This is a genomic window from Paenibacillus sp. OK003, from assembly GCF_900109515.1.
Lineage (GTDB): Bacteria > Bacillota > Bacilli > Paenibacillales > Paenibacillaceae > Paenibacillus > Paenibacillus marchantiae.
On record NZ_FOBD01000016.1, the window covers coordinates 1 to 26,424 of the forward strand.

At 46.5% G+C, this 26,424-nt stretch carries 24 protein-coding genes; 16 read left to right on the forward strand and 8 right to left on the reverse strand.

The annotated features are described in order from the left end of the window. Positions 1-103 precede the first annotated feature (103 nt). The 4 genes from BMW94_RS22475 to BMW94_RS22485 all read left to right on the forward strand — a co-directional run bounded on the left by BMW94_RS22475 (position 104) and on the right by BMW94_RS22485 (position 3,584). Positions 104-745 (forward strand): NAD(P)-dependent oxidoreductase, encoded by a 642-nt coding sequence (locus BMW94_RS22475; RefSeq protein ID WP_091001126.1) that lies wholly within the window; start codon positions 104-106, stop codon positions 743-745. Positions 746-1,006: 261 nt separating this feature from the next. Continuing rightward, positions 1,007-2,455 carry a stalk domain-containing protein gene (locus BMW94_RS22480; protein WP_175480815.1) on the forward strand — a complete coding sequence of 483 codons (1,449 nt, stop codon included), beginning with the start codon at positions 1,007-1,009 and terminating at the stop codon, positions 2,453-2,455. A 71-nt stretch (positions 2,456-2,526) separates the two neighbouring features. Then, a complete protein-coding gene (locus BMW94_RS30990) occupies positions 2,527-2,778 on the forward strand; it encodes a hypothetical protein (protein WP_254790325.1) in 252 nt (83 codons plus the stop codon). Positions 2,779-2,786: 8 nt separating this feature from the next. Continuing rightward, positions 2,787-3,584 (forward strand): MFS transporter, encoded by a 798-nt coding sequence (locus BMW94_RS22485; protein WP_254790326.1) that lies wholly within the window; start codon positions 2,787-2,789, stop codon positions 3,582-3,584. A 545-nt stretch (positions 3,585-4,129) separates the two neighbouring features. Here BMW94_RS22485 and BMW94_RS22490 read toward each other — a convergent pair. Next, positions 4,130-5,110: a glycoside hydrolase family 53 protein gene (locus BMW94_RS22490; RefSeq protein ID WP_254790335.1), complete on the reverse strand. Its 981-nt coding sequence runs from the start codon at positions 5,108-5,110 to the stop codon at positions 4,130-4,132. Between the two features lie 415 nt (positions 5,111-5,525). Beyond that, on the reverse strand, positions 5,526-5,753 hold the full coding sequence (locus BMW94_RS22495) for a hypothetical protein (protein ID WP_072735535.1): 228 nt from the start codon (positions 5,751-5,753) through the stop codon (positions 5,526-5,528). Between the two features lie 247 nt (positions 5,754-6,000). Between BMW94_RS22495 and ppk1 the strand changes: the two genes are divergently transcribed. After that, positions 6,001-8,082, forward strand: coding sequence for a polyphosphate kinase 1 (ppk1, locus tag BMW94_RS22500; RefSeq protein WP_091001129.1), 2,082 nt, complete (start codon positions 6,001-6,003; stop codon positions 8,080-8,082). Here the strand turns inward: ppk1 and BMW94_RS22505 are convergent. Then, positions 8,042-9,568 (reverse strand): Ppx/GppA phosphatase family protein, encoded by a 1,527-nt coding sequence (locus tag BMW94_RS22505; protein WP_091001130.1) that lies wholly within the window; start codon positions 9,566-9,568, stop codon positions 8,042-8,044. The genes ppk1 and BMW94_RS22505 overlap by 41 nt on opposite strands. Before the next feature lie 26 nt (positions 9,569-9,594). Then, entirely contained in the window at positions 9,595-9,849 is a 255-nt protein-coding gene (locus tag BMW94_RS22510; protein WP_063566109.1) for a hypothetical protein, read from the reverse strand. Positions 9,850-10,085: 236 nt separating this feature from the next. Between BMW94_RS22510 and BMW94_RS22515 the strand changes: the two genes are divergently transcribed. Together BMW94_RS22515 and BMW94_RS22520 are read left to right on the forward strand one after the other, a co-directional pair. Further along, entirely contained in the window at positions 10,086-10,745 is a 660-nt protein-coding gene (locus BMW94_RS22515) for a YheC/YheD family protein (RefSeq protein ID WP_091001131.1), read from the forward strand. A 357-nt stretch (positions 10,746-11,102) separates the two neighbouring features. Beyond that, on the forward strand, positions 11,103-11,246 hold the full coding sequence (locus BMW94_RS22520; RefSeq protein WP_017692430.1) for a sporulation histidine kinase inhibitor Sda: 144 nt from the start codon (positions 11,103-11,105) through the stop codon (positions 11,244-11,246). A 21-nt stretch (positions 11,247-11,267) separates the two neighbouring features. On the opposite strand, the gene BMW94_RS30265 is transcribed toward BMW94_RS22520, so the two are convergent. Continuing rightward, positions 11,268-11,519: a hypothetical protein gene (locus tag BMW94_RS30265; protein ID WP_139209396.1), complete on the reverse strand. Its 252-nt coding sequence runs from the start codon at positions 11,517-11,519 to the stop codon at positions 11,268-11,270. Positions 11,520-11,603: 84 nt separating this feature from the next. After that, entirely contained in the window at positions 11,604-12,605 is a 1,002-nt protein-coding gene (locus tag BMW94_RS22525; RefSeq protein WP_091001132.1) for an NAD(P)/FAD-dependent oxidoreductase, read from the reverse strand. Between the two features lie 509 nt (positions 12,606-13,114). Here BMW94_RS22525 and BMW94_RS22530 point away from each other — a divergent pair. Then, entirely contained in the window at positions 13,115-14,308 is a 1,194-nt protein-coding gene (locus BMW94_RS22530; RefSeq protein WP_090904512.1) for an NAD(P)/FAD-dependent oxidoreductase, read from the forward strand. After that, positions 14,305-14,559 (forward strand): hypothetical protein, encoded by a 255-nt coding sequence (locus tag BMW94_RS22535; RefSeq protein WP_064635718.1) that lies wholly within the window; start codon positions 14,305-14,307, stop codon positions 14,557-14,559. The genes BMW94_RS22530 and BMW94_RS22535 overlap by 4 nt, the downstream gene beginning before the upstream one ends. Before the next feature lie 295 nt (positions 14,560-14,854). On the opposite strand, the gene hemQ is transcribed toward BMW94_RS22535, so the two are convergent. Beyond that, positions 14,855-15,601, reverse strand: coding sequence for a hydrogen peroxide-dependent heme synthase (gene hemQ / locus BMW94_RS22540; RefSeq protein WP_076290903.1), 747 nt, complete (start codon positions 15,599-15,601; stop codon positions 14,855-14,857). A 230-nt stretch (positions 15,602-15,831) separates the two neighbouring features. On the opposite strand from hemQ, the gene BMW94_RS22545 reads away from it, so the two are divergent. The 3 genes from BMW94_RS22545 to BMW94_RS22555 all read left to right on the forward strand — a co-directional run bounded on the left by BMW94_RS22545 (position 15,832) and on the right by BMW94_RS22555 (position 19,076). Further along, positions 15,832-16,125, forward strand: coding sequence for a YuiB family protein (locus BMW94_RS22545; RefSeq protein WP_053783239.1), 294 nt, complete (start codon positions 15,832-15,834; stop codon positions 16,123-16,125). Between the two features lie 355 nt (positions 16,126-16,480). Next, positions 16,481-18,016 (forward strand): replication initiation and membrane attachment family protein, encoded by a 1,536-nt coding sequence (locus BMW94_RS22550; protein ID WP_091001133.1) that lies wholly within the window; start codon positions 16,481-16,483, stop codon positions 18,014-18,016. 88 nt (positions 18,017-18,104) lie between these two features. Beyond that, positions 18,105-19,076 carry a helix-turn-helix transcriptional regulator gene (locus BMW94_RS22555; RefSeq protein WP_091001134.1) on the forward strand — a complete coding sequence of 324 codons (972 nt, stop codon included), beginning with the start codon at positions 18,105-18,107 and terminating at the stop codon, positions 19,074-19,076. A 154-nt stretch (positions 19,077-19,230) separates the two neighbouring features. Here the strand turns inward: BMW94_RS22555 and BMW94_RS30625 are convergent, their stop codons facing one another. Beyond that, positions 19,231-19,740, reverse strand: a complete 510-nt coding sequence (locus tag BMW94_RS30625; RefSeq protein ID WP_175480816.1) for a hypothetical protein — start codon at positions 19,738-19,740, stop codon at positions 19,231-19,233. A 581-nt stretch (positions 19,741-20,321) separates the two neighbouring features. On the opposite strand from BMW94_RS30625, the gene BMW94_RS22570 reads away from it, so the two are divergent. The 4 genes from BMW94_RS22570 to BMW94_RS22585 all read left to right on the forward strand — a co-directional run bounded on the left by BMW94_RS22570 (position 20,322) and on the right by BMW94_RS22585 (position 26,385). Next, on the forward strand, positions 20,322-22,109 hold the full coding sequence (locus BMW94_RS22570; RefSeq protein ID WP_175480825.1) for a sensor histidine kinase: 1,788 nt from the start codon (positions 20,322-20,324) through the stop codon (positions 22,107-22,109). A 1-nt stretch (position 22,110) separates the two neighbouring features. Beyond that, positions 22,111-23,625, forward strand: coding sequence for a response regulator transcription factor (locus BMW94_RS22575; protein ID WP_091001137.1), 1,515 nt, complete (start codon positions 22,111-22,113; stop codon positions 23,623-23,625). A 282-nt stretch (positions 23,626-23,907) separates the two neighbouring features. Further along, the gene (locus BMW94_RS22580) at positions 23,908-25,380 is read left to right on the forward strand and encodes an ABC transporter substrate-binding protein (RefSeq protein WP_091001138.1); all 1,473 of its coding nucleotides are present in this window, start codon (positions 23,908-23,910) and stop codon (positions 25,378-25,380) included. A gap of 75 nt (positions 25,381-25,455) precedes the next feature. After that, positions 25,456-26,385 (forward strand): ABC transporter permease, encoded by a 930-nt coding sequence (locus tag BMW94_RS22585; protein WP_091001139.1) that lies wholly within the window; start codon positions 25,456-25,458, stop codon positions 26,383-26,385. The last annotated feature ends 39 nt before the right edge of the window (positions 26,386-26,424 follow it).

The following is a 26,424-nucleotide window of genomic DNA, read 5'->3' on the forward strand; positions in this document are numbered from 1 at the left end:
CAAAGAGCAAACTGGAAATTCACAAGGCGTTCGCCAGTTCCCTCGGGAACTGGTAATTCAGTCAAAACTGCCTTCAAAAAATACTATACGAGGAGAGATCATGATGAAGATTGGAATTATTGGTGCGACAGGTAAAGCGGGTAATTTGATTTTGAAAGAAGCGTTGGATAGAGGGCATGAAGTGACAGCGATCGTTCGTAATGCATCCAAGGTGGAGGATAAAAGTCTGAATGTACTTGAAAAAGATGTATTTGACCTTACGGCAGAGGATGCCAAATCATTCGACGTGATCGTCAATGCTTTCGGTGCGCCAGCCGGGAAAGAGAATCTGCATGTGGAAGCAGGACAAACCCTGATTAACGTTCTGAAAGAGGCGCCGAATACTCGTCTGATCGTTGTTGGTGGTGCAGGCAGTCTGTTCACAGATGAAACTCAAACCTTGCGTGTTGTAGACTCCCCTGGATTCCCTGATGCATACAAAGCAACAGCAACCAACCAGGGTAAAAACTTGCAGGATCTGCAAGCTTCTTCAGGTATTCAATGGACGTTCCTGAGCCCGGCGGGATTCTTTAATCCAGAGGGTGTACGCACAGGCAAATATCAATCGGGTAAAGATCAGATTCTGGTGAACAGTGAAGGCAACAGCTACATCAGCTATGCTGACTATGCCATCGCTTTGGTTGATGAGATCGAAAACCCGCAGCATAAGAACGAACGCTTTACGGTTGTAGGCGAAGCGAAGTAATACTTTAATCACCATATTGAATGTAACAAACGGACGCTGATCTCGACAGATCGGTGTCCGTTTGTTTGATGTTCATGAGGAAATGAAATGGATGCTCTGTAGAAAAGGATCATTAGAAAGACAGCAAAAATTCGTCAGAAACTAAATTTAAATAGTTGCAACAAACCTCCATCTCCTAACGTTAACTAATCAGAGCGAGAGTTATCCAATATTTTCAAGTATTGCAGAACAGCTCTAATTTCCGGAAAAAGGGATGGTAATGTGTCTTACAATAGAATACATAGACGAGTAAAACCCGCATTAATACGTTTGTTACTGGCAGTAATGACTCTATTTTTGATGCCGGGTATTGTACATGCAACGGAATACGCTAATCCAAATAAGAAGCTATTGTCTGATGTTACTGCGATCACCGCAGGAGAATGGGCGGTTTATGCGGTTAAAAAGGATGGCTCCGTCTGGGTATGGGGAGGAACGCGAAACAGCGGCTTGATTGGTAATGGTTACTCGGTTCCGTCTGATTCTCCCGTGCAAATGAAAATGGATGGCGCGATTGCTGTTGCCAGTGGCACAAAACATGCACTTATTTTAAAAAAAGATGGTACGGTCTGGGCAACGGGATCGAATGATGATGGGCAGTTAGGGCTTGATAGTACCCCTGATCGAACAGTACTGGAGCCATTACAAGTAAAAAGTTTGAGAGATATTGAAGCCATCGCTGCCGAAGGTAATCAGAGTCTTGCGTTGCAAGCAGACGGCACAGTTTGGCAATGGGGACGAGCAGACCGAGTGAATACGCCTTCTTTTATGCCTGTAAAGGTAGAAGGGCTTCCTTTAGGTAAATCAATTGCCGCAGGTTATGGCTCAGCGATGATGCTTGATGATAAAGGGGACGTACATGTTTGGGGGACTATGCTTTACGAAACAAGCCCGGACAAATTAAGGAAGCCAACGATCTTAAGCGGTTTGATGGAGACTACAGAGATTGTATCATCAGGACAGAGAGCTGCTGCTCTAACAGAAGACGGGACATTATGGACGTGGAACAACTCGAAGTTGTATCCTACTCCTGGTAAACTGTTGCATCCAACCCGAGTACTTCAAGCGGAAGGAGTCCAGAAGATTGCTGGCGGTACCGGATCTTCTTTTAGCCTGATTAAAGATGATGGTACGGTATGGATGTGGGACAGTTACTGGGATAAGCCGACATACGCAGCTGTTCAAGTACCGGGAATTGAAAATGCATTGGATATTGCAAACAGTCAATTCCAGGGTCATTATGCATTGCTTGAGAACGGAACGGTCCTGAAATGGACGGTAGATTCTTCTGGCACACCTTCTGGACTTGAGCCTGTGAAGGCACCCATCCATGTGCAGGTAAATGATGAGACACTCCGTCTGGTGATCCCGCCGATCATCCTGGAGAATGTGAGCTATGTGCCTTTGCGGGGAGTATTTGAATCTGTTGGAGCTACCATTGAATGGAATCAAGGCAACTTTACTGGTGTCGTTAAGAAAGATGATACGATCATTGAAATTCATGCGTTGTCGGAGAGTATTCGATTAAACGGCAAGTCTCTGCCGGATGAGTTAAAACCGAAGATGATACATGGTGTAACAATGGTGCCCCTTCGCTTTATTTCTGAAACATTAGGGGCGGAAGTAAAGTGGAACTCTGAAAGTAATACGATTCATATTCGTATCCCATAGAAAATATCTAAAGGAAAGACATCTTCTTTGCTTTATGCGCCAATGGAAAATATGACTTCTGCGCGCTTCTTTTGATGTCACAAGCGGGGCAGTTCCTGTTGTTCGCTTGTCTGGCCTTTTATCTACAGCTTAACGGAGAGGCAGCATCGCTAGTGCTCGTATTTTCGCTCGTATTTGTCATGTCCTTTCTCGACGGCTGGACAACTCTGGCTCGGAATGCCCTTATTCCACGTCTTGTGACACACGAGCAAGGTCTGCTTAAGGCTAACGGACTTATTAGTGTCAGCGATATCAGGTCGTACAGTTTGAAGGCTGGGGACTAAGCGGTGTTGTGGTTGCCTTGATTGGGGCTAGCCCAACGTTGTTGCTGACAGCGGTTATTTATGGCTTGGCCGCGGCCTTTACGCTTGGCGTCAAAGAACCAATGGAAGGGGAAGCTGAAGCTGAAGAACGGAAGTTGCACATTTCATCTGACGTCACACCTGTACTCGGAACAAGCAGATGGCATACCTTAACCGAAGGTTGGAAAATGATATGGAAAACGCCTCGTCTGCGGGTGCTTACGTTTATGGATATGATCGACATGCTCGGCGGTTCAATCTGGGTAGGTGCCTTTACCTTGGCTTTTGTTCAAGTCGCACTTGGACAAGGGGAGGAATGGTGGGGATTCATTAATGCCGCATATTTTGCCGGAACAATAGGTGGCGGCTTGCTGGTGCATACTCTGGCAAGGATTATTGGCAACCGCTATTTCGCGGTAATGATGATCGGCATGGCGGGTTATGGAGTGTTGACCGCATTTTACGCAATGAACACACAGCCTTTCGTGGCGCTAATATTCGTGATGCTGATGGGGCCATTCGCTGAGCTTTCCATGATTAATCGGCGTACCTTGATTCAGAGCAGCGTGGCGAAACTTTTGCTGCCCAAGGTACTGTCTGCTCAAGCATCTCTTATGCATCTGGTCTTTTGTATTTCCTTGCTAGGTATGGCTGGGCTTGCCGAATATATCGGGATTGTGAACCTCTACCTGTTTGCGTCCAGATTGACCATAGTAGCCATCTTCGTAGGTTTGCTGAATTACCGGGCTTTTCGGGACCAAGCTGCTCCAGAAGCTGTAATGGATTAAAACGTTCTTTCTAAGGAACACGGGACGTCTTATTTGGCCTTCAGGTCCTTTTTTTAAAATGTAAGGAACATCAGACACGTTATTTCCCAAAATCTCCGGATAAAAACACTGTAAACAGCTGTTTATTCGGGTATAGCGTGCCTCAAGTTCCTTAGAATTCTGGGGAAGATTCAAATCCTTAAATAAGACGCCTACGATTCATTAGCGCTCCATACGCTGTTCTGGACAAGTTGAGGTACGCTTCGGTTCAACTCCGTCAAATCACTACAACTCTCAAATAAAGGCGCTGCTTCCCCAACGGAAGTAGCGCCTTTTTCTTATTACTACCTCAAATTCTTACTAAACACATTTTAGAAGTATTCTCATAAGCTGCAAACTTAGTGGAGGGGACGGAATCGATTCTGTAGAAGCGAAGCGTTCGCCTTTATCACCGGATTTTGTCCTATGGAATAGGACATTCAAAAAAATCTGGGGATAACAGCGATCGAAAGAACGATCCGTACCCGTAACGCCACCTGCTGCTCTTAAAATACTTATTCCCGTGTTTAGTCGATAAATCCTTCCAACATTACAGTCGGCAAGCCGTTAGACTGCCATGCACCTTTGCTGTAACCGCCGTTGTAACCCGGCGTTGCTTCAGGCTCCCAATAGAATACACCTTTACCTTTGCTGCTTGGCAGGTTGCGGAATTGCGTTTTCATCGCTGCGACAAAACTTTTACCGGCTGCGGGTTGCGTATTATCCATCCCGATTTCCGATACGATAATCTCCTTGCCATACCGGTTGATCAGATCCTTGGCATTGTTCACAGCATTGGTAACAGCCGTGTTCCAGCCGGAAGCGGAAGGATAGAGGGACATGGCAATCATGTCAAAGTTGGCACCGTTATTGATCAGACCACCGATATTCCATACAAAGAGGGCATTGTCATCGCCATTTGCGAGGTGCACAATGGTTTTGGTGCTGGTGCTGATGGATTTCACGGCATTATGGCCCGTGTTCACCAGCCACGCATAATTTTTCATGTTGGTGGATGCTTTTCCATCTTCCCATAACATGCCGTTGCTTGTTTCGTTACCAATTTGTACCCAGTCGGGGGTTACACCTTTGCTCTGCATGGCCGTCATAACTTCACGCGTGTGATTCCATACAGCATCCATCAGCTGTTGGAACGTGTAGTTTTTCCAGGCCGCAGGTTTCGTTTGTTGACCCGGGTCAGCCCAGGAATCACTGTAGTGCAGGGTCAGCATGACACTCATGCCTGCATTTTTGGCACGCAAGGCCAGAGTAGCTGCACGATCCTTGTTCATGTAACCGTTACCATAATCATTCGAAGGATTAACAAAGACACGAATACGAACGGAGTTGATCTGGTAATCATTTTTTAAAATATCAATAATATCACGCTGTACGCCGTTTTTGTCTTTCCATTTGTAGCCTTGTGCTTCCATCCCGGGCACCCAACTGATGTCGGCTCCTTTGGCGAAGCTTGGTGCTGCACTGGCATGCTGGCCTGCGGGCAGCATAATGGAGGTGAATAACAAAACAAAGACCAGAGCGATGGATGTTTTGAAACCCCTTACATTTTTAAACATTACAATATGCCTCCTCGAATATGGGTTGAGTTGCAACCTAATTATAACGAGCATCGTTTACTCAGCTACAGGGTCCATTTCCAATATTTTGGTTGTTTTTTCAACCTCTCCCGAAAAAAGACAAAACAAAAAGCCGTCCGAAGACGGCTTTTCTACCCTGGCGCTTTTTGAAACCTTGATCCGTATCCCGCGCCTCCACCAGAATCAGTTTATTTTGAGCTAGTGGATCGGGTAAGGGACACGTTCAACATGTGATTAGATATGTTGACGCACCTCCTTTCCTTGTGCCAAGAGTATACACCACTCTTTTTCGGAAAGCTAGTCTTTTTTTCAAATATACGCAAAATTATTTTTCGGTTTGGAACATCGTGATATCCCGGTCATAATGACTCTTCGTACCATTATCGTTGCGAATTCTCACGCTGTCTTCGCTGATCTGCTCTACGATGCCGCGACCCACTTCACAATATACGCCAGCCGGATCTTCCTGCCATGCGGTTACCGTGCATTGAGATAGTGCAGCTGTGAAAAACTCTATATTTTTTTGTAACGTTCTAGGTTTGTTCGATTTCATTATATACTCCTTTAACAAAAACAATTTTAGAATGTGGACAGCAACCGGACATTTTACACTGTAAATCACTTTACTCTGTCTCCTGCTCTTTGTAAAGGGATGGAAAAAGTTATCGTCATGAGGTATCATTTACATAAATTTTACACAGCATTTACACTGCGCTGACGCTTGTAGCCAATCACGAATAGTACAATTAGTTCATAACATCTAACCAAGAATAGATATGTAACAAATTCGGAGGCCATACATGCATAGAGATGTCAAAACAGGTAACTACGTTAACCGTGATTTAAGTTGGGTAGAATTCAATCGCCGTGTGCTCCAGGAGGCACAAGATCCAACAACACCTCTGCTGGAACGCATGAGATTTCTTGGTATTGTCGCCAATAATCTGGACGAGTTCGTAAGTGTAAGGGTAGCGGAGACGAAAGAGAAGATCAAGGCTGGATTTACGCAAAAGGATTTTACGGGCTACACCCCTTCCGGGTTGTACCGCAGATTGATTAAACGAACGGGGACCATGGTCGCCGAGCAATATAAAACCTATCGGGAGCTCATTCGTCTTCTCGCCAAGAAAGGCGTGAATTTTCAGGAATATACCGATCTGAATATGACCCAACAGCGAGCAATGGACCAGTATTTTCATGAGATCATTTTCCCGGTATTAACACCGATGGCGATCGATTCCAGCCGGCCGTTCCCCCTGGTACACAATAAGTCTGTATATCTGTCCGTGATGCTGCAGAAGGAAGAAGAGCAGGAGGGCGAGCCATTTTTGGCTATCGTTCAGGTGCCTTCCAATCTGCCGCGGGTCGTTCAGGTGCCTTTAAGGGCGAATAGTAAAAAGAAAACGTTCATTCTGATCGAGGATCTGATCAAACATCATATTCATACTTTATTCAGCGGATATGTGCCGCTGGCTGTTCAGGAATTCAGGGTGACCCGCAATGCGGATATTTCCATTAATGAAGAAGAAGCTGAGGATTTACTTGAGGCGATCGAGAAGGAGCTGCGGCGCAGACGACGGGGAGCACCGGTGCGATTGGAAATTTGCAAGGACTTCCGCCCGGATGCGTTGCTAGAGTTGCAGGAAGAGTTCGATATTCAAGACCCTGTGTATGAGATCGATGGACCGCTGGACCTGAGCTTTCTGGCCGGGTTTGTGGATAGTTTGGAAGGGTTCACTCATCTGAAATACAGTCCGGTGCAGCCTGTGTATCCTCTGGAGTTCCTTCCTCGGGAAAGTCACTTTGAACTGCTGCGTAAACGGGACGTACTCGTGCATCATCCATACGAATCGTTCGAACCGGTAACGGACTTTATTGTGGAAGCTTCGGAAGATCCGCGTGTGATGGCGATCAAAATGACGTTATATCGGGTGAATGGGGATTCCCGTCTCATCCCCGCATTGGCTCATGCAGCCGAGAGCGGCAAACAGGTGACGGTTGTTGTTGAACTAAAAGCCAGATTTGATGAAGAACGTAATATTGCATGGGCCCGCACGCTGGAGAAGGCAGGTTGTCATGTCGTATATGGATTGGTCGGATTAAAGACCCATGCCAAGATTATTCTCGTCGTACGCAGGGAACAGAGTGGTCTGAGAAGGTACGTGCATGTTGGAACAGGTAACTATAATGAAAGCACGGCCAAAGTATACACCGATGTAGGACTGTTTACCTCCAATCCCATCATTGGTGAGGATGCATCGGAGTTGTTTAATGAGATTACCGGATATTCAGGACCCAAAGCCTTGCAGGCATTCCGCGTCGCCCCTGACGGCATGAAGGATGAACTGTTTGCGCTCATTCGTCGGGAAAGGGAGCATGCCTTCAAGGGAAGACCGTCCAGGATTATTGCCAAAATCAATTCCTTATCCCATCAGGATATCATTGATGAATTGTATCTGGCATCTCAAGCTGGAGTACAGATCGATCTGATCGTGCGCGGCGTATGCTGCTTGCGTCCGGGGGTAGAGGGACTTAGTGAGAATATTCGTGTGATCAGCATCGTGGACCGGTTTCTGGAACACTCCAGACTGTTTTATTTCGAAAATAGCGGGAACCCGGATGTGTATCTATCCAGCGCAGACTGGATGACCCGTAATTTGAAGCGGAGAATCGAACTGATGTGTCCCGTGTTTGATCCGGAGCTGAAGAAGATGCTGGTCGATATATTGAATTTGTCGCTCATGGATAATGTGAAGGCAAGAGAGCTTATGCCTGGCGGCAATTATGTTTTTGTACAAAATGAAAAGCCCCCGCTGAGAAGTCAGACGGAGGCGATGGGCATTATTCCCTGGAAGCCTGCTGAATGGAGTGCGTTAACGTAACTCCCCAAGCTTCCTGTAGATCCTTGACGGCATCGTCAAGGCCACTGAGTTCCAGTAACGGCTCCGCTGTACAGATGAATTGCATCTGCAGCGAGTCGTTTTCTTTTGCCGCCTTTAAGGCGGTAATACTTTCAGAACGATTAATCGCTTCAGTCACGCGCAGCAGAGAGCCCAAGCGATGGGCATGCCGTTCATCCGAATCCTTGAGAATGTCCTTGTGCTTATGCAGCAGCTGGGGCGTTCTTTTTTTGGGATGATAATCCGCTGCAACGGCACTCAGGATGGTCTCCCGGTGAGATAGTCCGTAGATGCTTGCATTCATGATCCAATAAGCCGAGTGCTGGGGATACCGGAAGTAGTTAATCTGTTTTCCAGCCATGTGCAGCATGGAGACCGTGTACAGAATCCGGGCATCCGCTGGATCGGGAGCACTACCTTGCAGGGCAGTATACAGGGTAAGCGCATCATGGTGAATCCGATTCAGACGTTTCTCCGGAATGGGTGGGCCAAAATGAATGAAGTTGCGAATGCTGTCCCGCAGCGCATCTGGCACGACCGGCTTACCTTCAGCCAGGAGATCCCTTAGCAAACCATCCCGTAATCCCGCTCCGCTCACGACATAACGATCCCCTTGGATGATTCGGAAGACCGTCCGCAATATGAGTACACCTGGAACAATAATGTCGGCACGATCCTTGGCAAGTCCGGGTACTTTCTTGCGTTGTGCCGAGGTTAGATGTGGCAAAGAACGAGCGATATTTTCCATCTCTTCTGCACCGATTTCATAATGATGCGTAACCGGTAGTGAGTATTGTGTTCTCTTCTGCTCCACTTTGGCCAGTGTACGCATGGTGCCACCAAGTCCAATGAGAGGTAGTCCGGGATGCTGTGTAACCCAATCCTGATCGCTTAATGCCTGTATAACTTCATTACATAGTGCAGCCGCATTTGCCTCAGTCCACTGATCTTCTCCACCATAACGGGCATGAGAGTTAACCGCACCAATAGGCAGAGAGATGCTGTGCAGTCTTTTTCGATTACGGAATACAGTGATCTCGGTACTGCCGCCGCCAATATCCACGACATAACCATCCGCCAGATCAATCGATTGAGTGACACCTAGGAAACCGTAATAGGCTTCCTGATCACCGGATACACATTCGATGGTAAGTCCCGTCTCGGCTTCCAACCAACCTATAATTTCTGGGGCATTACCTGCATTCCGAATGGCAGCCGTAGCTGCAGCCCGGATAAGCTTGGTTTGATATGCTTCGCAAGTAGCCCTAAATTGTCGCAAAATCGTAATGGCCTTGTCCAGTGAATGTCGCAGGATGGTTCCGTCTTGTTCAACTACATTGCTTAGACGAGCGGCATATTTGTCTTCATGAATGATGCGATAGGCTCCATCCTGGTCGAGTTCATAAATAACCAGACGAATGGAATTGGAGCCGATATCGATGATTCCGAGTATTTCGTTATGTGTCATAAGCATCTCCTTCTACAGAGGTTAATCTACCCGACTTTCAGCAAGGCAGCCATGGCTTCCGGTGAACCCGGAGGCGTCGAGGAGAAGGGCGTGGTCAGCATGACCACAATGATGAAGACGATAAAGCAGGCAAACAGAATGCAACTTACAGCAAAGCCGCGATTGCTTTTCTTCATAAACAGTCGAATACCTGTAACGAATAGAAGTACCGTAATGGCTACCAGAACGATAGAAATTGCAAAATAGGCTACACCATACAGCGATTTAAAAAAAGATTCCATGTCTTCTGAACGCTCCTTAGATCCTCATATTTAAGCCTCTCCATACCATTCCTTAGTAGCATACGATAGTTTGATGCGTTTGAAAAGCAAACCAGGCGCCTGTTCCGACCTCGAACCAAGCTGACGGACCTTATACACGGAAAAGGGGCCCCAGCCTTGGACAGACATCCAAGAAAGCACGGCTTCTATTGAGTATGTATAAGGAAGGACTATTGTTCACGAAAGGAGATCAACCCATGTCGAGACAGCTTGCAAGCAAATGGCTAAAGACAGAGGCGCTGTTGAAATATCCGGTAGCTGCTGTCCACATTCCACAGACGAAGGCGTTCAACTCGGGGAATCTGCTAAACATGCTTAGTCATTATGGAATGGTGTATATCAAACCTGTTGTCGGTGGTGGTGGTTACGGTGTCATTAGAGTATCGGCAAGCGGAGGAACCTATCGGTACACTCATATGAAAATAACCCGTTCTTTTACTCAGTTTGATCAGATGTACCGCTCCGTAATCCGTGTAAAAGCCAGACGGAGATACCTGATCCAGCAAGGCATTCATCTGGCGACCATTCAAGGCAGACCTATCGATTACAGAGTCAAGGTCGTCAAGACAGAAAGAGGCTGGGTATTCCGTTCTATGGTGGGACGGCTCGCTCGTCCAGGACTTGTCGTGACCAATATTAGCAAAGGAGGAACGATGCTGTCCGGCAGGAGAGCGCTCGCTCTGTCCCTACCTCATATTTCAGGAAAACATAAACGTCGTGAGATGCGTTCACTGACACTCACCTGTACGAATATCATGGAAAGTCAGTTCCCGGGTGTGGGGCAGCTTGGCTTCGATTATGGACTGGATCATTCAGGCAAGATATGGATTTTGGAAGTGAACACCAGACCGCAATGAAAATGGCTAAAAAAGCTAAAATAATCCAAAGAATTTCCGATAGTAATATAGAAGGAAACAAGATGGAAAACGTTTGAATTTTAACCATGAAGGGTAATTTACTCGCATCAACTCTTGAAACTATGAATTTATTCTAAAAAAAAAATGCTCTGATAATCGTTCTGTTCGATAGGTTATGATCCTGTGTATAAATACTGTCCACACTATCCACGTTGATCAATCAACATTTTTACCATTTATCAACAAACTATACACAGGATTTCCACATGATGTTGTGGATAACAAGAACGCTTGTTCTCTTTATAAATCTCTGATATGATAGTTTTGAGGAAAAAAAAGGAAAGGTTGTGGCGGGAAATGGCTATGTTATCCGATGAGATGTTGTTGGATTCCTACCATAAGGCGATTGAGTTGAATCTCGAACGAGATTTCATCGCACTGCTGTTGGCAGAAATCCATAAGCGCAAACTGGGTACCGACGTATCTGCCATTCTTCACTAGAGATCCTCATTGCAGGCAATGTTACAGGTTTCCGGACATGTCCCATAGATTGACAGGCCATAGCGTGGTTGTCTGACAATGGTGACAGTACATCATATGATTGCAAACGTTTTCCGCTTCGTCTGCCGTGTCAGAGGAAGTTTGAATGACGTAAGGGCTGTATGGTCCGGTGTAATCGTCCAATTTGCCGCATTCTGACAGTCCCTGAAGGCAGTGGGGACAAGCCTGCTCCGGTACAACCAGACCGTTACACAGCGGGCATATATAAGACAAGGGTATCCCTCCTGATGTTGAATTCATTCAGGAGTAAGATACCCTTTTTTGTGTCTTTTATGTTCTATAGTATTCCAAAAGGAATTAGCGCTTCATGTTACTGCTGTGTCCCGGGGACAACTTGGCGTCTGGGTCAAAATAAACCTTGGCATTGTTGACTGCGGTTGGCGCTTCACCGAATCCGACAGCAATCAGCTTCAGCTTGCCTGGATAAGTTGTAATATCTCCGGCAGCGTAGATACCCGGAATGGAAGTTTCCATGCGGGAATCGACCACGATGGAATTGCTATCAATTTCGATGCCCCATTCTGCGATAGGTCCCAGGGAGGAGACAAAGCCGAAATTGACGATTACATCATCAACTTCAATTTCCTGTGTTTCCTTCGTTTTGACGTGAGCCAGAGTCAACTTGGTAATGCGGTCTTCACCGTGAAGTTCCGTAATTTCGGTAGGTGTAACGATGTTCACCTTGGAATTCATCAGGTTTTCGACACTGTGCTCATGCGCGCGGAATTTGTCGCGGCGATGGATCAGGGTTACTTGCTCAGCGATCGGCTCGAGCATAAGCGCCCAGTCTACAGCGGAGTCCCCGCCACCGCTGATCAGTACTTTTTTGCCGGCAAAGGCGTTCAGGTCACTGATGAAGTAGTGCAGATTGGTTTTTTCGAATTTGGCCGCACCCTCAAGCTCCAGACGACGGGGTTCGAATGCACCCACACCCGCAGTGATAATTACGGCTTTGGCGTGATATTCATTCACATCGGTTTTTACGACGAAGTGGCGTTCTTCTAATTTCTCTACCGATACAACCTTTTCTTCAAGACGGATGTTCGGGTTAAAATGGCTCATTTGCTCCACCAGATTATTCACCAGCTCCTGAGCAGTAACTTTTGGGAATCCGGCTACATCATAGATGAATTTTTCGGGATAGAGGGCGGCAAGTTGTCCACCAAGTTGTGGCATACTTTCAACCAGCGTAACGGATGCCTGACGCATCCCTCCGTAAAACGCGGCGAACAGACCCGCAGGGCCGCCACCAATAATAAGCAAATCGGTCATGTTATGACCGGCAGTTTGTGCAGTCAAGAATCAACAACACCTTTCTTATTTTTAATAGGTAGTTAACAGAAATAATAAAGCCGGGTACGTATGGTAACCAGCGTTTGTTGCTGAACTGTCTTTCTCATTATAAACGGTGTAAACGGGGTTGCAAAGTTGGCAGTTTGATGAATCTGGGAACAATAGATGAAGATCAGGTGAGAATAGGATGAAATTGGAAATGAAAGGTTATGAAAAATAACAAAAAAAACCTTGATCTTTGCCACAAATACAGATATCCTTGACCTGTACTATGTGTTTTTTTTGTCTAATTAAGCCTCAATTTGTAATGTGAAGACAATACCCGCGTTTTGTTGAATCTTGTGTATAATTTCACAATTTTAATCGATAACTTGCATGCAAAAAGTTCAAATAAATTCGCGAAGTTAACATTTGTCGTCATAATGGATAAGACCTCATCAATATGGGTAAGTAAGAGCCTTTTTACAACAAAACAATCGAATGGCTGATGCAATGAAACCGGAAGGGGTATAGACATGAGCAGTATTCCCAAAATCGTCATCCTCGGCGCGGGCTATGGCGGGATTCTGACAGCCCAGCGGCTGCAGAAGGAATTGAACTATAACGAGGCCGATGTCACATTGGTGAACCGGCATGATTATCATTATATCACTACACATCTACATATGCCGGCAGCCGGCACAGATACCATTGAACATGCAAGGGTCCCGATTTCGAAGCTGATTGACGAGTTCAAGATTGATCTGGTCAAATCTTCGGTGAAGGAGATCCGCCTGCAGGATCGGAAGATTATTCTGGAGGATGGCACGTTATCCTATGATTATCTGATTATTGGATTGGGTGGAGAACCGGAGACCTTTGGTATTCCTGGCATGCTTGATCATGCCATGACCATTCGCAGCATTAACTCCGTCAGAATGATTCGTGAGCATATCGAATACCAGTTTGCCATGTACAAAAACGATAATAAACGTAACCGCATTCGTTTTGTCGTGGGTGGGGCTGGCTTCAGTGGTGTCGAATTCGTGGCTGAACTTGCGGATCGCATTCCTCAGCTTTGCAAGGAATTCGACGTGAATCCCAAAAATGTGCACATCTATAATGTGGAAGCAGCGCCTTCAGCTCTGCCTGGCTTTGACCCGGAACTGGTTGAGCATGCAATGAACGTGCTGAAGAAAAAAGGTGTTACTTTCAAAATCGGTGTTCCGATCAAGCAATGTCTGCCAGATGGCGTCATTGTGGGTGAAGGAGAAAAAATCGATGCAGCAACGGTCGTATGGACCGGCGGTATCCGTGGGAATGCTTTGCTTGAGCAGGCAGGCCTTGAAGTAATGCGTGGACGGGTGAAGGTTGATGAATTCCTTCGTGCCCCAGGGCATGAGCACGTCTATGTCATCGGTGACAATTCACTCGTGTTCAACAACGAAGGGCGCCCATATCCACCTACAGCTCAGATCGCGATGCAGCAAGGTGTTAACTGCGCCAAAAACGTTGTCGCTGCCATCCGCAAGAAGCAGCCGCAGCCTTTTGTGTTTACAAGTAAAGGTACGGTTGCGTCACTGGGGAAAGGCGAAGCGATCGCCGTCGTAGGCGGCAAGAAATACAAGGGATGGAAAGCGGCTCAGCTGAAAAAGCTGGTGGATCTCCGGTACTTGTTTATCATTGGTGGCATTCCTTTGGTTCTGAAGAAAGGGCGGTTTTTTGGATGAGACATTGCAGTGTTCAGGTCAGAGGACTACTCACACGCGAAGAACTGGATCGTTACAACGCCCTGATGCAGGTTGGCGGTTATCTGGAGGAACAGGATCAGTATGATCTGGCTTATATCGTTCAGAAGGAAGTGGATATTCTCATTTTGCCTGCCATTGAGCGGCTTAAGGAGAAGGGACGTGACCGTGACCGGGCAACAGCTGAGTTTTTGGAATCTCTGAAAGCGGTTGATGAAGAGGAGCAGGATTAGAGACTATAAGTTGAACTAAAGATATTTACACATACACTTCAATGACAGAATAACCTTACAATCGCTGTTATCCCCAGATTTTTTGATTCCCTTTTGTTAAAGGGAAAATCCGGTGATAAAGGCGAACGCTTCGCTTTTTCAGGTTTTTTCTGTCCTTTCCGTTTTTGTATAAATAAATAGTTCAAACGATATAGATCTAAATCAAGCTTGAGGTGGTAGAATATTGATACATATAAAGCACCGCTGATCCTCTCCTTAATGGAGGTATCGCGGTGCTTTTTGTAATTTATCCGATTTACAGCTTGAGCATCTCTTCCAATGTTGCTTCGTTCAGCAGACTTCCCACATAGAAAGAACCGAATTCGCCATAACGGGCACTGACTTCATCAAAGCGCATCTCGTAAACGAGCTTCTTGAACTGAAGTGCATCATCCGCAAACAACGTAACGCCCCATTCCCAGTCGTCGAAACCAACGGAACCGGTAATGATCTGTTTCACTTTGCCAGCGTAACTGCGACCAATCATGCCGTGGCTGCGCATCATCGTACGACGCTCGTCCATCGACAGCATGTACCAGTTGTCGTTCAGCTCGCGTTTTTTGTTCATCGGGTAGAAGCAGATGTATTGCCGCTGTGGCAGGACCGGTTTGAGACGGGCGATAATTTCCGGGTTCTGCATAGGGTCTTCGCCCTCTTTGCCAAGATAATTGCTCAGTTCCACTACACTGACATAAGAATATGATTTGGTGGTGTACTGCGCAAACATCGTTTTGTTAAACGCGTTCTCAACGGCCTTCAGATCTTCCAGCGTTTCACGCAAATGCATCATAACAAGGTCAGCCTTTTGTCCCACAACGGTATAAACGACAGTGCTTCCTTTGGATGAATCCTCTACTGCTTTCCATTCCTTCCAGAATGCCTGAAGCTCGTCCAGTGCTACGGCGCGTTCCTCATCATCGGCTGCTTTCCAGGCGGCCCAGTTAATCGAGCGGAAGTCATGCAGGGCGTACCAGCCCTCCAGTGTTGATGCGGCTTCGTTCATTGAATTGATTCCTCCTGCAGGTTATATTTCCAAATCCCGGTAAGGGACGGTTGAGTGCTTTATCGTCTTCATTGTATCCCAACAGGAAGTAGAAGGGCAAATGAAGAGAAGGTGAATATAGGGAAATTTGTCCAGAAAGTTCGTTGCTTCGCCACATTTTTTGCGGTACACTATCTACTATCCGTAGTAAGAGAAACCGAGTCAGTGAAAGAAGAGGTGAACGTCACCCGATGCAGTTTATACCTGTGCTGGTATTAATGGTGTTATTTTTCGTTATGATGTTTGGTATCGGTTTCATTCTGAATATGCTGATGAAGACAACCTGGTTTCCTTCCTATCTGTTCATTATTGTCATTCTGCCTGTCGTCGTGTATTCCTTATGGGATCATACGGCATCGTTGATGTCGCATCTGGGTTCTTTCCATATTGTAGACTATATGACGGGCGTAGCTGGACTTGCTGGAGCGGTCATCAGTGGCTGGGCCATTCGCAAACTTCGTCTGGGTGGGTACAAAATGTTTTAATCGGCTAGCCAATTTGGCAGCAAACGCTGGACTGCATTTTCCGTAAAGGTCTTGCCTTTGTCGTAAACGCTTACGAGTGCAAAGGGAAGGCTTTTTGGCATGCATCCAAAAAATGTGCATGATTGTTCGGACATGTCTCATATATATATGGATAACATTTCTCCATATGTTTACTTGTGTTCTAAGGCTGTAGCTTTTATAGTAATCTAGCAACTCTGCGAAAACGTGAATGCTGTCGACCTAGGACGAAACGGAGCGAGAACAGGTCCGTTTTTTACCTGTTTTTGAGCATTTGAGGATCGGACATTTATGATAGAATAGATAAACAACCTTTTGGGGAGAAGGAGATCAAGCTATGCGCATGAAGAATTTGCACCATTATACTGAACATCATCGCTACTGCGTATACAGGGAGTTTGGACTTAGTGCCCTGGATGACCGCATGCTCACCGGAGCGTATCAGCCAATGGTAGGTGCCTTTGCGATAGGCTTGTATCGACTGCTATTTCAGCATCTTCCCGGTGAACAGGTCGGTTACTCGCCGCTTGAACAGCAACGGAGGCTGTTCATGACGCTGGGACTCGAGCCCAGCGAGAAAGGGCGCAAATATTTGGTGGAGCAGGCATCCAAGCTTGAAGCCGTTGGTTTGCTTCAGACTTCACGGCTGTATATTCCGGAAAATGACGACTACATTTATGAATATGAGCTGCAGCCTCCGCTCTCTCCGGCAGAATTTTTCCGTACACAGCATTTGACACTGCTGCTTCGTGATAAAATCGGCAAGTTCGCCGTACTCTCACTACGTTCCGGTTTTTCGGCGATAGAGAGCGGTGACGCGCCTTACCCGGCAGCAAATAAAGAGAATATTTCCGTTCCTTTTTACGATATATTTGAATTGAATACCCATGTCATTGATTATGAGCTGGAGCAGGCGTTGTCGGAAGTGTCGACTTCGGCTCAGCGCAGCGGGATCAATGGGGCAGCAGAAGAGAACAGTCTGAATTATGCCGACATTATATTGCGTTTTCCGCGTGAGTCGGTTAATCGCCGTCATGTGGAGCAACTGCGGTTCGATCACGAACAGCTCGGCATTGTGAATTATGTGGTGAACAAGTTCAATCTCAGCGTACAGGATGTATGTCGTTTGCTGGATGAAGATGATATCTTTAACCCACAGGGGCAGCTCGTGCTGGATGATCTTCAACACAAGGCAAGCCTGCAGTTCAGACAGACCAAGAAGCGACATGAGCAGCAGACAGTTCAGGCAGCGAAGGTTGTTGCCCTCAGACAGCATATGGAGGAGCCTGAGCGGAAAGAGGATTCCGGTGAACCGCCTGTCGAACATGTGGTACAGATGGAATACTACGTCGAAGTGCCTCCGCAATTTTCGACCAAATGTGATATTCATCAATATAATATGATGCTGCGTAATGAGCCCTACACACGATTGCTTCAGACGTTCTTCCCTGGTGCCGTACCGGACAACCTGGTGGACATTTTTGAGAAGATTGACCTCAGCTACAAGTTGCCGGGTGAAGTGATCAATGTGCTGATTCATTACTTGATGGCATTGCTCGTATCCGGTGGTGAACAAAGAATTAACCGTAACTTTGTTGAGGCCATTGCCTCCAACATGCTGCTCAAGCAGGTGAATTCCTATGAGAAGGCAGTACAATACATTCGAGACCAAGCCAAGGTCAAAGGCAAACAGGCTGCTGGTGCAGCTGGAACCCGTTCCCGTACATACGGCAAAGGAACCAAAGCCAAACCCGAAATTCCAATTGTACAAGACATAGGTGCCGACGGCGATGCCGTATCCGAAGAAGAGTTCGAAGAGATGATGAGGTTTGCCCAGCAGATGCAGGCAAGCAAACAAAAAGGAACTTCATAACAATTCATAATAATGACCCATAAGGCGAGTCACCTAAATCAAAGGAGACTCGCCTTTTATTCTTTCAAGGAAAAGAGGAGGGCTCTCGATGGCGAAATGGGATAATATGCTGTCCATGCTTTGGATGCTGCGATCCGGAAGAAAGCTCACCGCCGCTCAGATCGCGGACAGTTTGGAGATTAGCGTCCGCACCGTGTATCGATATATCGACGCATTATGCGCAAGTGGCGTGCCGGTCGTGGCGGAATCGGGCCATGATGGTGGTATTCATATTCTGGAAAATTTCAAGGAAACGCCATTGTTCTTTAACTCTGTAGAGTTGAAGGCGCTTGTGGATGCGTTTAAATTTGCGCAAGGTGCTGGCTATCCGTATGTGCAGGAGCTGGAGTACGCGCTGAAGAAGGTGGAGAATGGACTGCACGAGGAGCAGCGCCACGATCTGTCACGCAAGCAGAGCAGCTTGGACGTGGTCTCTTCAGCGCGTCCGCCTTCAGTCGTTCCATTGTTGCGGGAGTTGGAACAAGCGACGAATGACGGGCGAACGGTCCGTATGGTCTATCGGAAAGCGAATGCGGAGCAGGCTGGCGAACGTGAAGTCGATCCATATGGGCTAGCGTATGACCGAAATGAATGGTACGTTGTCGCGTTCTGCCATCGGTCGCAGGCGATGCGGACGTTTCGCGTCGAACGAATCGAACAGCTGGAGTCAACCGAAGCGAGGTTTGACAAGCCGGAGTCTTTCTCGGCGTCCGCGTTTTTCTGTGAGCAGTCCAACCAGAGACGGGAGGCAGATGGACCGTTGACGGTAATCCGTATTGAGGGACAGCCTGACACGCTTAATGCGGTTTGTGGCCACTGGCATCTGCGCCACTATTTGACGGAACGAACCGATCGGGAGGCACGGTTTCTGATCGATGCTCCGACGATGAACAAGTACCTTCCGACATATCTCATGACCTTCGGCACGGCCATTCGCATCCGCGAACCACTGGAGTTGAAGCGGCGGATTCAGAAAATGGCATACGGTATCGCCAAACATTATGAAAATGATGCGAATTGAAGTTTGTTGACAACATTTGTTGCTTCAACAACCATACCAACAGTATGATTATCATGTTTGGGCAAACGATCGATTGTTTGCACACCTCGAGCAACTCGCCCTTCCGACTTCCTCTAGGGAAGCGAAAGGGCTGGATTGATTTCTTGTGAATCTTTTATCGCAGCATCGTCGTTGCTTTATTGCTGGCATAATCTTCAATAACGAGCTTCAGGGAGCTGGTGCTGGACGCAGGCGTGAATGTCAGCTCGCTCAGCTTCGTTCTGCCCCGAATGATATAAGGGAATTTCTGCGAAACGTAAGTTACTCCGAATTCGCGTGGCACCTCATTTTCATAGACATAGATTTTGTACCAATCCTCCAAATCAGGCAATGCGAGGGTGTACTTTCCATCCTTTACCGTCACCTTTTCCTTGGCATATGGTGTAATCTGAGTATCTGCCAGTTGTCCAGTCGTTGTGACTGGATTCTGTTTGCCAATGGCAATATTCAGGACGTAATGTTCGCCATTGGTCGGAAGACCTGTCAGAATGGCAGACTGTTTTCCTTTTTTGACCTGAAGTGTCTTGGTGAAGGGTTCCTTCGTATACTCCGTATTGCCAATAATTAAAGAGATACTCGCTGAATTCATTGGTGTACGGGGTGCTGTCAAAGAATGAATTGCCATAATCGCCACTCATCGTAAACAGCTGGGTGTCCGGGCTGAGTTCGGGATAAGCCTGCGTGGCCGCAAAGGCATCGTTACGTGGCTGCAAAGGTACATGAGCACGAAGCAGATCACCATGGATATCACTTTCGGGTGTCCAATTCAGAATCTGGGCAGCGGTGTAGCCATGCTGGTAAGGCTGATTTACTCCCTTGGCGCTGTCACCTGTGTAAGGAAGCGTGTCTCCTGCATAAACGGATGAGGCAATGACTTGTCCAAGCAGAGCCGAAGTGAGAACCATTGCGGTTACTTTGGGGATAAGGCCTTTGGGTTTGTGTTTGCGTGTCATGCTGTTCCTCCTTCAAGTCGAATGAATGTAAGGTATTCTTTTACACAAAAATAAAGTTATGGTTAACGATAGGGCGTGAAAGCATTTTCAAATAGGGCGAAATTAAAGAAACACAGGTATAAACTAAAGAAAAGTTCCAGGTGACAAGTTAATGTCAGAAGGCAGATGATATACTTTAGACAGGAAAACAGCATCGGGGGGAACATGTGACTTGAGAATTGTTAGCGTTTACAAAAATTTCTTTAAAAATAATATGTTTATGAAGATGCTGTTCATCTTCTCCATGATTTCGATTGTAACGATTATTACCTTGTCCTATATCATTTTCCTGTCCGTGTCCGATGCCACGATTCGCCGAGAGCTGGCGATCCAGAAAGCGGCCATGGAGAGTGTTGACCGATATATTCATCAGCAGTATGAATCGGTGCAAAACATGGTGAGAGATATGCATCAGAATGAGGCCTTATCAGCCAATATCACCTACCTGATGAATCACACGTACGCCGAGTATGTACAGCATCTGACGAATGGCTATTATGCGAATCAGGATGATTATTCAGCTGATGTACTGAAACATTTTCAGAATATCATGGATCGCAATTCGGATATCAATCAAGTGATGTTATATAGTGCCGAGCGGCAGGATTTGTCCTCCTTCAATCAACATAAGCAGTTCAGAAAGCTGAACACCAATGTGGCTCATTCCTATATTCCTGACGTGATGGCGATGGAGACACCGAATATCAGCGCACCAAACTATTGGATTCGTAAAGAAATTGATCAATGGGACCCGGCGCTGTATGCGATTCGGGTGCCTATCAACGATACACAGACCCTTCGAAATTTGGGTCAGTTCCTTGTTTTCTTTGACTCAGCAGGTATTGGCAACGCTTTGGATAGTTACGAAAGTAATCTCAAGGGAGAAATTGTGGTGCTGTCAGCCAAAGGTACAGTATTGTTCGATTCCAACAGTAACTATTACGGCAAGAAATACCCCTATATCAATGTGGCCGATTCCCTGTTTGATCAGACGGATATGGACTCGATGAAAAAGGAGCGAAATATGTATGTGAACAAGTTTGTCTCGGCGGATCAGGGCTATGTGGTCGTTGGCACGGTTCCTGTGGATGAGATGGCTGAGGCCTACGCGGGTACACGCAACACAATCGTTTCGATTAGCATCATATGTATCCTGTTTGCAGTGCTGGTTCCGGCATTTTTCATCATTAATTTTGCCAAACGCACCCGCAGAATCATTCGTTTCACCCAAAGGGTGAAATATGGCAACCTGACAGCACGCATCGATGATGCCCGTGATGATGAGCTTGGACAGATCTCACACAGTTTCAACGATATGCTGGATGAACTTAATCAATATATTGAGCGCGTCTACAAAGCGGAGATCAAACAAAAGGAGACAGAACTGGTCGCTCTCCAGGCACGGATTAATCCTCACTTTCTCTATAACACGCTGGAAGTCATTCGAATGAGGGCGATTTCGCAGGGTGCGAAGGATGTCGGGGAGATGATCTACAGTTTATCCGTGTTATTCAAGAGCCTCGTTCAACAGAAGAAAAATTATACGCTCAAGGATGAGATGGAAGCTTGCCGTCTGTATCTGGAATTGTTCCGAATCCGGTATAAGGACATTTTCATGTACACGATTCAGTTGGACTCTGTGCATAACCAGCATCCGGTGGTTAAGCTGTCCCTACAGCCGATTATTGAGAACTATGTGGTGCACGGCATTCAGACAGAACGTTCGGATAATCAATTAACGATTGTTGTTGAAGAACTGGGCGACGCTTTGCAGGTAGAGGTTAGAGATAACGGTAAAGGCATTGATCCTGAGCGCCTGACTGAAATTTTAGAAGAACTGGAACGTCCGGAAGAGTCGGGTAAAATGTTCGGACTGCGCAGCGTACACACCCGTTTGCGTTTCCTGTATGGACCGGAATTCGGCATCACGATAGAAAGTACACTCGGAGAAGGAACCCTGATCAGGGTTCGTTATCCTCATACAGAAGGGACAGGTTTTTAATATGTACAAGGTATTTATTGTGGATGATGAACCGTTCATCATTGAAGGATTGTACGATATTTTGGATTGGTCGTCGTTCGATATGGAAATTGTAAGCCATGCCGGCAATGGACAGGCCGCATTAAACGCCTTGTCCGCGCAGCCTGTGGACATACTGATCACCGATATTTCCATGCCATTCATGAATGGTCTGGATCTGATTCGGGAAGCAAGGCAATTGCAGCCTGACATCAAGGTAATTATTCTAAGTGGTTTTAATGAGTTTGAATATTTGAAAGAGGGCATGCAGCTGGGTATCGAAAATTACCTGCTCAAACCGATCAATGTGGAAGAACTGGAATCGACGCTTCGCAATACGGCTTCCAAGCTGGACCATGCGTTGTCTCCTCAAACAGATGATGCTTATGGTGTTCAGATTCTGAAAGACAACATCCTTCATCGATGGCTGACGGGACAGATCGCGGCCACGGAATTCGAGGAACGGGCGCAGTTCTTGAATCTTTCGCTGGATGCACCTGATGTTGCAGTAGCAATACTGCGTACTAAAGGAGAAGCATCCGGCATGTTCAAGCGAGTGGAGGACATGCTGAAGGATAAGTCCTATGTGAATATATTCCATGACATCGACGGAGATATTGTCATTGTTGCCAATATGCATGCAGGCGAGGACGAGAAAAAGAAATTTATGGAGTGCCTTCAGGCATTATCCGCTGCGCTGTGTGAGACACATCCTGCTGTTCTGATTGGGGCAGGAAGTCTGATGCGCGGACTCCACCATGCTCCTGCAAGCTATCAGGAGGCGAAAAAGGCGCTTCAGTATGTGATGATCTATCCCAATCTCAAAGTGATCGATCATGCCATATTGGAGAAGGGTGGAAGCTCTGCTTCTTCCTTCTCGATCGATTGGAAGGAGTACGCGAAGCTCATTCTATCCCGTAATGCAGAGCTGCTTGCGGAGCGAATTCGGGTTGATTTTGAACAGCACCGCGACGGGGTTACTCCGGCTGAGTTGCAGAATATCGCACTGGAAGTGGTCATTCGCTTCAAGATGGAATTGGAGGGCATCAAACATTCGGATGAATCGGCTATTTACCAACGTGGACTTCGCCTTGTATTGGACAGTGGAACGTTTGATGAACTTGTTCAGGCGTTGCAGCAGGTGGGGACAGAGACGATACAGTCTCTGCTTCAGGATTTAAAGAATCCGATCGTCAATCAGGTGCTTCAACATATTGACAAACATTACGCAGAAGAGCTTTCCCTGAAGCTGCTGGGTGCTCACTATCATCTTCATCCGGTATATTTGGGACAACTGTTCCACAAGGAGACGGGGGAGACTTTTGCCGAATATATCAATAAATACCGGATTGAACGTGCCAAGGAACAGCTGCGCAATTCGAATCTGAAAGTGCATGAGATCGCAAGGAGTGTGGGGTACTGGGAGACCGGATATTTCTATAAACAGTTCCGCAAGTATGTAGGAATTTCACCAACCGATTTTAAGGTTTTTGGATAATTTTCAGTGGATCACCGATTGGACCAGTGGACTGAAATAAATGAGGCATTCTGGGGACAGGAGGGCATGCAATGGAGTTGGTGCCAAATGTTACTCAGCATGTCTTTTTGATGTAAGCGATTTATTCAAATAGGTACAAATTCATGAATCGGTACTGATTTCTCTTTAATTTGTACCTCGAAATATTAAGTTTATCTTCTTTTTGAAAATGCTTTCATTCGATAAGGTTAAAGCAGTTAGTTTGTACAGCTAAAGGGAACACGAAAAGGGAGGATCAAGGAAATGAGTAAACAAAGAAAAAGTTTTTCTCTCGTTCTTGCATTGTTGATGGCGGTTACACTCGTTCTTAGCGCCTGTGGAGGAAGCAAGGATGCTTCAGAATCAGGGGAAGCAGGAGAGGCTCCTGTCGAGCTGATCTGGTACACCATTGGTACCCCTCAGAAAGATGTTAATAAAGTGATGGAAGAAGTCAGCAAGTACACGAAAGAAAAAATCAATGCCACAGTTACAATGAAAATGGTTGACTGGGGTGACTATCCGCAAAAGATGCAAGTTAACGTAGCATCCGGCGAGCCAATGGACATCCTGTTCACCTCTTCCGGCGGATTCGATTATGTTCAAAATGCTAGAAAGGGCGCATTCCTTGAGCTTGATAATTTGCTCCCTAAATATGGTCAGGACCTTATTAAAACGATTGATCCTGCATTCCTGAGTGGTTCGAAAGTAGACGGACACAATTACGGAATTCCGGCCAACAAAGAGCTGCCACAACAAGAGGTATGGCGTTTCAACAAAACGCTGCTTGATAAATACAAAATGGACATCTCCAATATCCGTACGTTGGACAGTCTGGAGCCTTTGCTCAAAACAATCAAGGAAAATGAGCCAAGCGTGACTCCATTTGGAATGGATAAAAACTTCGTTCCTTATGTTCCTTATGACTATGTCATTCAGAATTTGCCAATGGCGATCAAACTGGATACAACGGATTACAAGATCGTGAACATTCTGGATACTCCGGAAATGAAAGCAGCACTCAAAACGATGAGCAAATACTATAAAGCTGGTTATGTATCGCCAGAGGCAGCAACAACAGGCTCTACCAATGACCTGACTACATCAGGCAACTGGTTCCTGGATCGTGCACAGACACAACCGCTTGCAGATAACCAATGGTCAGCGAGCTACGGATATCCGGTAGTTTCCACACCAGCAAGTGACGCGATCATTACCAACACTTCTGTACAAGGTTCGATCATGGCGATCTCAGCCAACTCCGAATATCCGGAGAAAGCAATGGAGTTCCTGAACCTGTTGAATACAGATCCAGTGCTGCGCAATATGGTTGATTCCGGTATTGAGGGCGTTCACTACAAAAAAGTGGATGACACGTACATAGAAAATCTGGCTGAATCCAAGAACTATGATATGCCTTCTTACTCCCTCGGTAACAACATGTTGTTGTATCTGAACAACAATGACCCGGACAACAAATGGGATGAGTTCAAGAAGTTTAATGCAGAGGGTGTAAATTCCCCAATTCTGAGCTTTAACTTTGATTCCAGCAAGGTGTCGTCCGAACTGACAGCAGTGCAGAATGTCAAAGAGCAATACTGGGCCGCATTGATGACAGGTACGCTGGACCCAGAGAACAACTTGGAGCAAGTGATTGAGAAGTTCAATCAAGCCGGACTTGAAAAAGTGATGGCTGAAGCCCAAACCCAGCTTGATGCCTGGAGAGCGGCAAATAAGTAAGGGTAAATTCAGGGATCGGGCCGCTGCTTGTTGCGCCCGATCCTTTTTCATTCAAGCCTGAAGGAGGATCTCCATATGACCGCATTTTTGAAAAATCTGATTAGAAACCGAGTCATGCTGTTCATGGTGCTGCCAGGCGCCATCTGGTTCTTCTTCTTCTCCTACTTGCCATTGGTTGGTACAGTAGCCGCATTCAAACAATATCGCTTTAGCCGCGAAGGCTTCTGGGCCAGTCTGATGAAGAGCGAATGGGTGGGTTGGGATAACTTTAAATTCCTGTTCAGCACCAACGATGCTTGGCTCATTACTCGAAATACGCTTTTTTATAACCTTGCCATTATTATTCTGGGGCTGGTATTCGCTGTAGGTTTGGCCATTCTGCTCTCGGAGCTGGTCAATAAACGATTGGCCAAATTGTATCAAACAGGTATGTTCCTGCCGTATTTCCTATCCTGGGTTATTGTCGGTTATTTCGCGTTCAGCTTCCTGAGCATGGACCGGGGGATGTTGAACCAGATTATTGGGTGGTTCGGTGTGGAACCGATTCAGTGGTATTCGGAAGCGAAGTATTGGCCGTATATCCTGGTGTTCGTAGCTTTGTGGAAAACGATCGGGTACAACAGCATTGTCTATCTCGCTTCCATTCTGGGGATTGATCGGTCGCTGTATGAGGCAGCGATGATCGATGGCGCCAATAAATGGCAGCAGATCCGCAACATTACGATTCCTTTGCTCTCACCGATCATTATTATTATGACGTTGCTGGCTGTGGGCCGCATCTTCTATGCCGACTTTGGTCTCTTCTATCAGGTTCCAAGGGATTCGGGTACGTTGTATGCCGTTACCAATGTTATTGATACGTATGTGTATCGTGGCTTGAAAACAAGTGGTGAGATTGGCATGAGTACCGCTGCCGGATTGTATCAATCCGTTGTAGGCTTCGTGCTTGTTATCCTTTCCAACTATGTTGTACGCAAAATCGATAAAGATAGCAGCCTATTCTAGGACAAAGGAAAGGAGTGAACCACTGTGGCTCAAATCGTA